This is a genomic window from Vibrio sp. B4-6, from assembly GCF_963888245.1.
In the GTDB taxonomy this organism is placed as follows: domain Bacteria; phylum Pseudomonadota; class Gammaproteobacteria; order Enterobacterales; family Vibrionaceae; genus Vibrio; species Vibrio anguillarum.
The window spans coordinates 29,601-41,455 of the sequence record NZ_CAWPIM010000044.1; the positions used below are offsets into that span (position 1 = coordinate 29,601).

Below are 11,855 nucleotides of genomic sequence, written 5' to 3' on the forward strand. Positions count from 1 at the left end.
GAGCCTTTATTACTGAGAAAATTCAGTTTGAGTAAAACGGTATAAGTAATGTGGGCCACCTGCCTTTGGTCCGGTACCAGAAAGCCCCTGCCCACCAAATGGTTGCACGCCCACCACTGCACCCACTTGATCACGGTTGATGTAACAGTTACCTACTCGGGCGTGTTTTTCTATCCAACGATATGTCGTTTCATTGCGGCTATGGATCCCCATGGTTAAACCAAAACCAGTTTGATTAATTTGCTGCACGACATCGGCCAGCTCACGCGCTTTAAAACGCACGATATGTAAGATCGGCCCAAATTGTTCTTCGGTTAAGCAGTGAATATCTGAAATTTCAAAAGCCGCTGGCGGTACAAAATCGCCGTGTTGGCACTCCGAACTGAGTTCTAATTGCGCAACTTTGGTCTGTGTCTTGGTCATCTGTTCAATGTGAGAGAGCAACTTTTGTTTGGCTTTTTCATCAATAACAGGGCCGACATCTGTACTGTGGAGGTAAGGAAGACCAATCTTGAGCTCATTCATCGCACCATGAATCAAACTGATGATGCGATCGGCAATATCCTGTTGAACAAATAGCACTCGTAATGCAGAGCAGCGCTGCCCGGCCGAAGCAAAGGCAGAACGAATCACATCTCTCACCACTTGCTCGGGTAAAGCCGTACTATCAACGATCATCGCGTTTTGCCCACCCGTCTCTGCAATCAACGGCACTGGCGCGGCGTCACGTTGAGCGAGTGCTTGATTGATACGTTGCGCGGTCGCCGTTGATCCAGTGAACGCGACACCTGCAATGGCAGGGTGAGAAGTCAGCGCACTACCAATTTCTGCACCACGTCCAGGTAACAATTGGATAACGCCAGCAGGAAAGCCAGCTTCCAACATCAGTTCCACGGCACGCGAAGCAATCAAACTGGTTTGTTCTGCGGGTTTGGCAACGACCGTATTACCCGCAACTAACGCTGCCGTGATTTGCCCAAGAAAAATCGCAAGAGGGAAGTTCCATGGGCTAATACACACGAAAACACCACGACCTTCACGGCTCACTTTTCGCTTTTCATTATCAAAACTCGTCACTTCAAAGGGTGTTAACGCGGAAACTTGTTTGGCGTAATAGCGACAAAAATCTACCGCTTCGCGGACTTCATCAATGCTATCGTGAATGGTTTTCCCTGCTTCGTGATGACAAATGGCGACCAGTTCAGCCAAGTTCTCTTCGAGTAAATCAGCAAGTTTATCAAGTTTGCCCGCGCGAACGCTGTGCTCTTCTTGCTTCCAAGCAGCAAAGGATTGCTCCGCTATTGAGATAGCTTCGGAAACATGATCAAGGTTGGCAAATACCACTTGTCCAACATGCTTCCTACGGTCATAAGGCGCAGTCACAACTTCCGGCGATGCCCCTGCCTTGATCATGCTTTCGAACTGAGCAACACCATTGATGATAGGAGAAGCATGCCACTGTTTACTGAGCCAACATTCTACTTTCGCTTCAAAAGGCGTTGCCTCACTTTCAATATCAATATTGACGCCATAGGAATTAACGCGCTCGGCAAAGATACGCGGTGGCAAAGGGATTTTGGTATTTGGTAAAGAATCAAACGAGAGCAACATATCGACAGGATGTTGCGTTAACGTATCAATAGGACAACGAGCATCGACTAAACGATGCACAAACGAACTGTTCGCACCATTTTCAAGCAATCTACGAACTAAATAAGGCAGTAAGTCTTTATGACTACCTACTGGAGCATAAATTCGCACCGATTGTTGATAGGCCTTCATTGCATGATGATAAAGAGCATCACCCATGCCATGCAGGCGCTGGAACTCAAAATCTTTGTGTTGTGACATCACCGCAATCGCGGTCACGGTTTGTGCATTATGACTGGCAAATTGAGGGAAAATATGACCACGAACACCCTCGCTTAAAAGAAAACGAGCGCAAGCCAAATAGGCGACATCAGTAGCTTCTTTACGTGTGTATACCGGATAGTTGCTGTAGCCACTTTGCTGAGACCACTTCACCTCGCTATCCCAATACGCCCCTTTGACTAAACGCAGTGGGATCACATCACCTTGCTGTTTCGCCAACCCATTAAGCCAAACTAAAACGGGTAAAGCGCGCTTAGAGTAAGCTTGTACAACTAAACCAAATTTCCCCCACCCTTTCACGGGTTCACTGCGATATATCTTTTCAAATAGCTTTAATGACAGCTCTAAACGGTCTGCTTCTTCTGCATCAATAGTGATCGCCACATCCAGCTCGATAGCACGGGCTAAAAGCTGTAGCAGTGTGCTATAAAGCTCGCTCAGCACGCGCTCTTGATTAGCCACTTCATAACGCGGATGCAATGCAGAAAGCTTGATTGATACGGACGGTGCCGGGCTGGTTGATAAGCCATATTTCTCGCGGCCAACCGCCTCAATCGCCATCAAATAATCTTTGAAATATTTATTGGCATCGGCCGTGGTTAACGCCGCTTCACCGAGCATATCAAATGAATAGGTATACCCTTTATCACGCATAGGACGGCCATTTTTTTGTGCTTCTTCAATGGTTCGGCCTAGCACAAATTGGTGGCCCATCACCTTCATCGCTTGGTGCATCGCCTTACGAATCACTGGCTCAGAAAGCTTATTCACTAGACGATTAACCGCCTGCGTTGGACTAGTCGTATCCACATCAGCAAGGCCAATCACTTTACCAGTCAGCATCAACCCCCACGTGGACGCATTGACAAAGACAGAGTCAGAATTTTTCAGATGAGATTTCCAATCCGCAACGCTGAGGCGATCTTTAATAAAAGCATCCGCGGTTTCCGCATCGGGAATGCGCATCAGAGCTTCAGCCAAACACATCAACAAAATACCTTCTTGCGTATCTAAACTGTACTCAAGTAATAAGGCATCGATCATTTGCACCGCTTTTTTGTCGGCTCGGATCGCTTCGATTAACTGGGTTGTTTTATTTAATATCGCCGATTTTTCTGATTCTGTAGCTGTTGCCAGCGGTAATAACTGCTTCAGCCATTGAGATTCGTCCACCATATAAAGTGGAGAGATCAGCGACCACAGCTTATCAAGCGGTTGCTCGATAAACTCTGCATTCAACACATCTGTTGCTGTAAACATGCGTTTTCCTCAATCTCACTCCCGAAAAAGGTCGGGTTTCCTGCAATGGCTGGCAGTGTATTTTGAGCGCGAGAAGAATACTTGTCAAAAACTCCGAGTTTTTTGCCAAAAACTCTGGCTATTAACAAAATAAAAACACAATCACATCAATTGACATCATGCACAAAGCATAAAATAGCAACATTGTTTCCAAAATTTAACCAACGGTGCACGTGTTGCCGATAGGTCAAGGCAAGCAATATAAAAATGATGTGGGAATTACAAACAAAAAAGAGGCAGGGATATAAAGAATTAGCGACGACACAATTTTCGGTATTGCGATGGAGAAATACCTTGCAAGCGAGTAAATGAATGAGTGAAGGTACTTTGTCCAGAAAAGCCTGTTAATTCCGCAATTTGACCAAAACTCAAACAACCTTGCTCAATCAAATCTTTTGCCATATCAATTCGTTTACCTAACAAATATTGATGAGGCGTGATCCCCATTTGCTCTTTGAACAACATATGAAATTGGCTTTCACCTAAATAAACGCGGCCCGCTAATTGAGCGACTGAAATTTTACGACCAAGGTGCAGATCGATATAACGATCAATCGCTTCAAGATCAAAACGAGACTCTTTGCGATGCGTTTCAAATACAGAAATATGGCGTTGCAGTAATGCCATAACGGTGTCATTGCAGGCACGGCTCAACAGTAAATCATCAGGACTCGATTGCATCTCTTTAACTAGCAATTGGATCAACTTTTGGATTTGCCCATCCAGCTGAAAGTAAATATCCGCATTCGACAACTCATTCATTTTTTGTAGAAGCAAAGGGTCATCTCCACAGGAGATTGGAAGGTTAAGCACTAAAATATCCGACTGCTCAACGACACCACCAAACGCATGGCCAGTTCCAGAGGTAACGACACAACCTTGCCCCGGCCCCACCAAATTGCCGACACCTTGTACTTCAAACTCAGCTTGGCCTTTTAATCCGATAACGACTTGGGTATAACTATGATCATGACACTCCATGTACGAGGGTAATGTCACTAACTCTGCCGGCCTAGGCGACAAAACTTTGTCATTTTGTTGATAGTTCGATAGCTTAGCCGAAGAAAAGTCACTCATATTGCTGCATCATAGTTGAGGTTAGAAGCTGATGTTATAACAAAACTATCAGGAGCGAAAACAAAGCTGTATTTTTTTAAAAATTAAACATCAAAGTGCATATGAAGCTTAAGTTTAGGGGTGAAATGAGATCGATTTTTCAAAACGGAACAATGATCAAGTGCACATAAATTACGGTCAATGTGTGTTCAATCCCAAAACCCCTAAATAGATCGAAAATAGAGACTTGCATATTTCGCTATTAGGCTCAAAATGAAGATGCACAATTATAAAATTTACAAAATCAGTCACCTAGTAATAGATTTAAGTGAATTTTGCTATTGTTCGGAATAAATTTTGCATTATGAATACAGCTTATCCATTAAAGCTGTCAAAAGTTTGTCTTTCCCACTTTTGTGGTTAAACGTTAATTTGTTGCAGGGACCTATGATCACACGTCGCATCCCAGCGCTATTGCTTGCGCTAAGCCCTTTTTGGGTATCTGCATCGGTGTACGCGGAAGAAGTTATTCAGGTAGATCCTGTCACCGCTATCGATGAAAAAATGACTACTAAACAGACGGAAATCGACGCGATTTCTGCAGAATACGAAGCAGAGGGAGCCAAGCTTCAACAACTTAAAAATGAACATGTTCGTATTAAACGAGAAAGTGAAGAACTTGATGCTAAACGCAATCGAGCCAAGTCTGCTTTGGACAAACAATATAGCCGTCTTTTAGATGATCCAGACACAGATTTAGCCTCGTTTCAAAAGAAGTACCAAGAAACATGGGCATCAGTGAAGCAGAACCAAGCTGAAGGCCTTGAGAATAATCAAGCGATGACCGAAGTTGAAATGCGCTTGTCTCAAATCAAACAGAAGCAAGCTCGTCTCAGTAATGAGTATGCGAACCTCGAAGAGTCGCGCATTGAAGCTAGGGTCAAACGTCTCGAAGCCGAACTGCGTGAAAGTAGTGTTCTTGAAACTGGCTATAAAACTACCTGTTCAACGACGATGACACTCGGTGAGTGTTCAAATCAAGGACAGCACCTTACCAAACAAAAAGCGGTAAAAACGTTTCGGGCCAAGTTGCTTGATGACCTAACCGAATCGGTCATTGCCAAGCAAAACCTGAAAGGCGTGGAACTTAACATCCATGTACAAGATAGCCAAATTATTCGCAGTGGTTTTGAAGGCAACAACGAATACTTCACCCAAATGCAAGCTCAGCTTCAAGCGAAACCAGAAGCGGTGGCTGCGTGTAAACTGCTTAACGTGTCAACTCGATACTGTTTGAAAGGCGGCGTGTCTGAAGGTACGCAAAAAAATGACAAACAGTGGGCAAATGTGACCGTAAGGTCGGATCAATACAACGATGCCGTAACCATCAACGGTATTAACTACGGCAGTACACCTGTTGAGATTGTTTTGCCTAATGGCCGCCACCAAGTTACCGTCTCTAAAGATGGCTACGAAACCTACAACCGGGTATTAACAATTAACGGCAATGATACGGTTTGGATAAAGCTAAGACCGAATAAAGAGGGTTAATTACCTCAAAAAAACTCTGTTTTTCTGTCGTAATTCACAAAGATGCGGTTAAAACGCCATTTTGTCATTAAGTTATTGAAAGATGACTTCAGACAAAATGGTGTTTTCGTTTAGAATAGACACAATGAACTAATAACTTAACTGAAGTAGATAATAATGCGACAAGGTTTACCCGCTCTCTTATTAGCACTTTCGCCTTGCTTAGTGGCAACATCGACGATGGCAGAAGGAACGCCTTCCTCAGTAATTGCCATTGATGATGCGTTGTTTACTAAACAGTCCGAATTACAGGCAGCCCAGAAGGCCACCCATGAACAACAAGTGGTTGTGAACAACCACAACAGTGAGTTAGACAGGCTAACAAAGCAAGCCCAACTCTTTGATAAGGCACTTGCAAAAGCAAAAACTGACTTAGAACGCGATTACATGAAAATGATTGATGATCCTGAACTGGACATCATGCCTTCACAAAATGCCTACCAAGCAGCTTGGGCTAATGTAAAGCAGAATCAAAAAAACCGTTTAGATGCTGAGCAAAAACGCCAAGAGTCAGAAGCACTGCTGGCACAAAAAAGGGCCGAGCAGAACACGGTCAGCAAAAATATCAATGAGCTAGAACAGCATAAATTACGCGCGCGAGTTGAGCGCTTAAGAGATGAACTCAAACAGAGTAGCACCGAGAAAGTTAGCTTTACTAACGCTTGTAGTGCCGATATGACATTGGCTCAATGCTCGAAACAGACCACTGACTTAGCGCTCCAGAAAGCGGTAAACCAGTATCAAACCAAGTTAATAGAGGCCACAAGTGAGGCCAAGCTCGTCCAACAACATCTGGCCAATGTCTCTTTTAATATTCATGTACTGCGCCATAAAACCGTAGATTCAGGTTTCTACAATGGCAATAAGTACAAAGCCGTACTAGATGTTCAGCTTGATGCAAGACCGGATGAAAATACACCATGTCGGTTGCTGAATGTCGAATCACAATACTGTTTCGCTCCAGGCGAATACTCAGCCAATACAGAAAAACAGAAAGAAATTGCTTGGGTTACCCTATCGATTCGCTCGAACCAATACAGTGATAAAGTCTCTATCGATAATGTAAACTATGGCAGTACTCCCGTCGAAGTGATGCTTCCAGTGGGACCGCACATGATTACGATTGAGAAAGAAGGGTATTACTCATTTAATCAAGAGCTGAAAATCACCTCAGATCATACATTAAGAGCGAACCTACGAGAAAAAGACAACCTACTAAAACCTGGACATAAATTTGCTGATTCCCTCAAAGGGGATATTAAAGCTCCTGAGTTAGTCACTTTGATCTCAGGCGAATATTTGATTGGCGAGCACGCATCGAAACAAGTTTTTCTTGATCATGCTTTCGCAATTGGTTCAACCCCCGTAACTGTGGGTCAATTTGAAACCTTTGTGAATCAAACCACCTACCAAACTGATGCTGAGCTACAAAAACTGTGCACAGCAGTCGCCGAATCTGAAATTACCCCGATTGCAGGTAGCTATTGGCGCGACCCAGGTTTTAAGCAGTTGAGCAACTCGCCAGTGGTGTGTATTAGCCAAAATGATGCGAAGGCCTATACTCGCTGGCTAAGTAAGGAAACTGGCTATAAATACCGTTTGCCGACTGAAGAAGAGTGGGAAATTGCCGCTCGCGCTGGTACACAAACAGACTATTGGTGGGGAGATGATTTCGGAACTGGGAAAGCGAATACTGGCTGGAGTGGTACACCTTGGTCAAATAAAAGTACCTCTCCTGTGAAGTCTTTCGCTCCCAATGGCCTAGGCCTTTATGATGTTGTCGGTAACGTGTGGGAATGGACAAATGACTCAAGAGGTCAAGCAAAAGGTGGAGCATGGAGCTTCTCCCCTGCAACGGCGGCGGCTTATGGTAATTTGTTTATTGCTCCTGCTACTTCGGCAAATTATGTTGGCTTCAGGGTCATTAGGGAACTTTAGGTAAGCTGAACTAGCTCAGCCATTTATATAACAAAGGGGGGAATTCCCCCCTTTGTTATTGCACTCTCGTCGTCTAAAGTGGTGTTGAATATCAAACACGTTTGATATTTTATATCCATGTGGTATCCCTATGAATTTGCAACACCCTCGCAGCATTCATAGAACCTCTTCTGCACGTCGACAAGAAGCAATTCTTGTATTTATGCCAGCCCTTCTTCAGGCTGGCTTTTTTATGTTCAAATGCCGCTATGGATTACAACCCGCCATGTCATTGGTATTATATCAATATCATTGTTAGGAGAACCCGCTATGGTCAACTTCCTCAGCGCAGAACAAATTTCATTGTTTCAACAGCTTCCGGGATATTGGGGTTGCAAAGATCTTAATTCGGTTTTTGTTTACGCAAACAATGCTTATGGCAAATTAATTGGTGTTAGTGATGCAAAACAGTGCATTGGATTAACTGACTTTGAAATGCCAAGCCCGACAACCGCTTGCGCCGCAGAATTCCAGCAACAAGATCGATGTGTAATCTCCACAAAAAAACCGTTAAAAGTGCTGGATATCCACCCCTATGCTGACGGTTCTTGGCGCGCTCATATTTTCACCAAAACCCCATGGTTCAACGCACAAGGTGAGGTTCAAGGTACAATTTTTTTCGGGCAAGAGCTAACAGATACCGCTATTTTGGAGGTAGGACATTGGATATGTCGGGCAACAGGTTTAACGACCACACAGTATTCCACGGGTGTTCTAGAACCCATTTCCGGGCCCCTAACCACAAGAGAATCTGAAGTTCTTTTTCTTCTGCTTTACGGAAAAAAGCCCAAACACATTGCTCGGGTGATGAAGATTTCGATAAAAACAGTGGAAGGCTATGAAGCAAAATTGCGACATAAATTTGCAGCCCACAGTAAAGAGCAACTTATCGATATGGCTCTAGACCAAGGTTATGGCTCAAACATCCCCAAGACCTTGCTCAAAACGCAATTATCCGTGGTACTCAATAGTGAATGCCCCATATAAATGAGGCATTCACTGCGACTGACTTTTAACAAGTAGGCTTTAGGGCGCTAAACGTTCAGCGTCCCACTGTTGATCGTGTTGCGTAAACAAGAAGCGATCATGCAAACGATGCTCACCACCTTGCCAAAATTCTATCGATTCAACCCTAACGCGATATCCTCCCCAAAAACTCGGAACTGGGATCTCACCTTGTTCAAATTTCTTTTTTAACTCCAAGTATTTACCTTCCAAAATACCACGTGCTGAGATACGGCTGCTCTGGCGGCTCGCTATCGCGGCAATTTGGCTATCTTTAGGACGAGAAGTAAAATATTTCATGTTTTCAAAAGCCGACAATTTTTCAGCCGTTCCTGTGATGTGCACTTGTCTCTCTAATGGGTGCCAAGGAAAGTGCAAGCTGACTTTATTGTTGTGTTCAATATGCTGCGCTTTGCGACTGCCTAAATTGGTGTAGAAAACAAAACTGTCTTTTTCGACATTTTTTAATAGCACTATACGTTGGAAAGGTTGTCCATTTTCATCAACCGTTGCCACTGTCATCGCCGTGGGATCGGTAAGACCGGCATCAATGGCCTGTTGCAGCCAAAGGTTAAACTGCTCAATGGGATTTGAAAGCAAATCTTTGCGTCTTAAACCGCCTTTTATGTATTCGCGGCGGATGTCTGAAAGTTCCATCTCTGCTCCTTATGAAATTTTTGACGATTGTGCGCCTATCATCGTCATAACTCAAGAGTGCTAAGGTTCAACAAAATCAGTAATTCACAGCTAAACTCTGTAGAACGTACGCAATAGGAAGTACAATCAATTCAAATGGTGAATAGTAATCTCATGATGAGTGGCAAATCCTTAACATTTTGCTAGACAAGTAATAAAATCAAGCAACTATACCCAAACAACTTACTGTTGTAGCCTCCCTCTACAGCTTTAAGTAGAAAAGGGAAATACACTACGATTAGGCGCAAAGGATAAGCGATGAGCAACAAGAGTTATAACAAGCTCTCTTCGACAGAATTGGAGTACATAGACGACAAAACGGCGGCTCTGCTACTGAACACGCCCAACAGTGCACGTGTGATGCTCTGGGTTATGGTCTGTTTTTTTCTCTTAGCCATCGTCTGGGCCTCATGGGCACAGGTCGACAAAGTGACAGTTGGACAAGGCAAAGTCGTTCCGTCATCGCAAGTTCAAGTGGTTCAAAACTTGGAAGGAGGCTTAGTCAAACAGATATTGGTTCGCGAAGGTGAACGAGTGCAAAAAGGCCAACAACTGTTATTGATTGATGACACTCGTTTCCGCTCAGACTACCGCGAACGTGAACAACAAGTCGCTAACCTTACCGCCAGTGTTCTACAGCTATCCGCTTCCATTACTAGCGTGATGATCAACGAAGAAATTGATGATGACAACTGGCAAAATAGCGTCAAAATTGACTATAACAAACTCGCCTTTCCACCGCTGTTAACAGACAACCAACCCGATTTAGTTAATAGACAAAGGGCCGCCTACCGACAAGATCTTAATAACTTACGCAACCAACTTTCTCTTTTAGATCAACAAGTCAAACAGAAACTACAAGAGTTGGTTGAAATACAAGCGCGCGTGAAAAATTTGCGCCAAAGTTATGATTTTGCGAATAAAGAACTTGAGATCACTAGACCTTTAGCAGACGAAGGTGTCGTGCCACGAATTGAGCTGCTGAAACTACAGCGCCAAGTAAACGATACTCGCCGTGAAATGACTACCAGCGAGCTTAACATCCCAGTATTAAAATCAGCGATTCGCGAAGCGGTGCTCAACCGTATTGATGCGGCTCAAAAGTTTCGCTCACAGCAGCAAGACAAACTGAACGAAGCCCAAGATAGACTTTCAGCAATCACAGAATCAGCCGTTGGGCTTGAAGATAAGGTAAATCGCACTGTTGTGCTATCGCCTGTGACAGGAACGATTAAGACGCTTTACGTCAACACCGTTGGCGGTGTTATCCAGCCCGGTATGGATATTGTTGAAGTAGTCCCAACAGAGGATACCTTGCTTGTTGAAGCGCAAATTGCCCCACAAGACATCGCCTTCTTAAGACCAGAGTTGCCTGCCATCGTAAAATTCAGCGCCTATGATTTCACCAAATATGGCGGCTTGGAAGGGACACTTGAGCATATCAGTGCCGACACAACTCAAGATGAAGAAGGCAAAAGCTATTATTTAGTCCGAGTAAGGACCAATCAAACCAGCTTAGGGCATGATGCTAACCTGCCTATCATCTCAGGAATGACGGCCTCTGTTGATATTATTACGGGTAAACGAACCGTGATGGATTATCTACTAAAGCCCATACTCAGTGCACAAAAAAATGCGCTAAGGGAATAAGGTTCACTTATGCTTTTTAATATATTCATGATTGACGGTTTTTGATGAAGTTTTGGCTGCCACTGGTTTTATTGCTATTTATGCCCTCATCCCCCCAAGCGCTCAACACCAAAGAGCAGCAGTGGGTCGATGCGGTCGCGCTTACCTATGGCACAAGAGCGGGAAAACGCGTCGAAACATGGCGCAAAGAAATTGCCAAACACCAAAATGCTCCCGAACGTGACAAATTGACCGAAATAAATCGATTTTTCAATCAGCTGTACTTTGTTAATGATATCGATTTATGGGGAAAAAATGACTACTGGGCAACACCACTTGAGTTTCTAGGAAGCAACGCAGGGGATTGCGAAGATTTCACAATTGCGAAGTACTTCTCCCTGCTTGAACTGGGTATCGATGATAAAAAGTTGCGCCTCGTGTATGTTAAAGCCATTGAATTAAATCAGTTTCATATGGTTCTTGCGTACTATTCAACACCCAATGCCGAGCCCTTAATTTTAGACAATATAAACCCTGAGATTAAGCCAGCATCAACACGCCGTGATCTGTTACCGATCTACAGCTTTAACGGTAAAAATTTATGGCTAATGAAATCCAAAAATGGCCAGCTTGCAGGAGACTCTTCACGATTAAGTCTTTGGAATGACTTACGTGAACGCGAACGCTCGCTAAAATTGAATAAACCAATTGTAAGTTACGATGAGTAAGTA

8 protein-coding genes are annotated in these 11,855 nt (G+C 43.9%); 5 read left to right on the forward strand and 3 right to left on the reverse strand.

The features are described from left to right. Positions 1 to 9: 9 nt before the first annotated feature. Together putA and AACV20_RS11605 are read right to left on the reverse strand one after the other, a co-directional pair. Entirely contained in the window at positions 10 to 3,132 is a 3,123-nt protein-coding gene (gene putA / locus AACV20_RS11600; RefSeq protein WP_170907322.1) for a bifunctional proline dehydrogenase/L-glutamate gamma-semialdehyde dehydrogenase PutA, read from the reverse strand. 291 nt (positions 3,133 to 3,423) lie between these two features. Continuing rightward, the gene (locus AACV20_RS11605) at positions 3,424 to 4,248 is read right to left on the reverse strand and encodes an AraC family transcriptional regulator (protein ID WP_017044929.1); all 825 of its coding nucleotides are present in this window, start codon (positions 4,246 to 4,248) and stop codon (positions 3,424 to 3,426) included. A gap of 426 nt (positions 4,249 to 4,674) precedes the next feature. Here AACV20_RS11605 and AACV20_RS11610 point away from each other — a divergent pair, with 426 nt between their 5' ends. From AACV20_RS11610 to AACV20_RS11620, 3 genes are all read left to right on the forward strand, one after another. After that, a complete protein-coding gene (locus tag AACV20_RS11610; RefSeq protein WP_026028446.1) occupies positions 4,675 to 5,778 on the forward strand; it encodes a PEGA domain-containing protein in 1,104 nt (367 codons plus the stop codon). Positions 5,779 to 5,934: 156 nt separating this feature from the next. Next, on the forward strand, positions 5,935 to 7,755 hold the full coding sequence (locus tag AACV20_RS11615; RefSeq protein ID WP_170907323.1) for an SUMF1/EgtB/PvdO family nonheme iron enzyme: 1,821 nt from the start codon (positions 5,935 to 5,937) through the stop codon (positions 7,753 to 7,755). A 309-nt stretch (positions 7,756 to 8,064) separates the two neighbouring features. Continuing rightward, a complete protein-coding gene (locus tag AACV20_RS11620; protein WP_017042342.1) occupies positions 8,065 to 8,781 on the forward strand; it encodes a helix-turn-helix transcriptional regulator in 717 nt (238 codons plus the stop codon). Between the two features lie 39 nt (positions 8,782 to 8,820). Here the strand turns inward: AACV20_RS11620 and pdxH are convergent, their stop codons facing one another. Then, positions 8,821 to 9,456, reverse strand: a complete 636-nt coding sequence (gene pdxH / locus AACV20_RS11625; protein WP_017042341.1) for a pyridoxamine 5'-phosphate oxidase — start codon at positions 9,454 to 9,456, stop codon at positions 8,821 to 8,823. Between the two features lie 297 nt (positions 9,457 to 9,753). Here pdxH and AACV20_RS11630 point away from each other — a divergent pair, with 297 nt between their 5' ends. Continuing rightward, complete coding sequence (locus AACV20_RS11630; protein WP_170907324.1) at positions 9,754 to 11,145, forward strand: HlyD family type I secretion periplasmic adaptor subunit; 1,392 nt, start codon at positions 9,754 to 9,756, stop codon at positions 11,143 to 11,145. Positions 11,146 to 11,189: 44 nt separating this feature from the next. Then, complete coding sequence (locus AACV20_RS11635; RefSeq protein WP_026027195.1) at positions 11,190 to 11,852, forward strand: transglutaminase-like cysteine peptidase; 663 nt, start codon at positions 11,190 to 11,192, stop codon at positions 11,850 to 11,852. Positions 11,853 to 11,855: the final 3 nt, after the last annotated feature.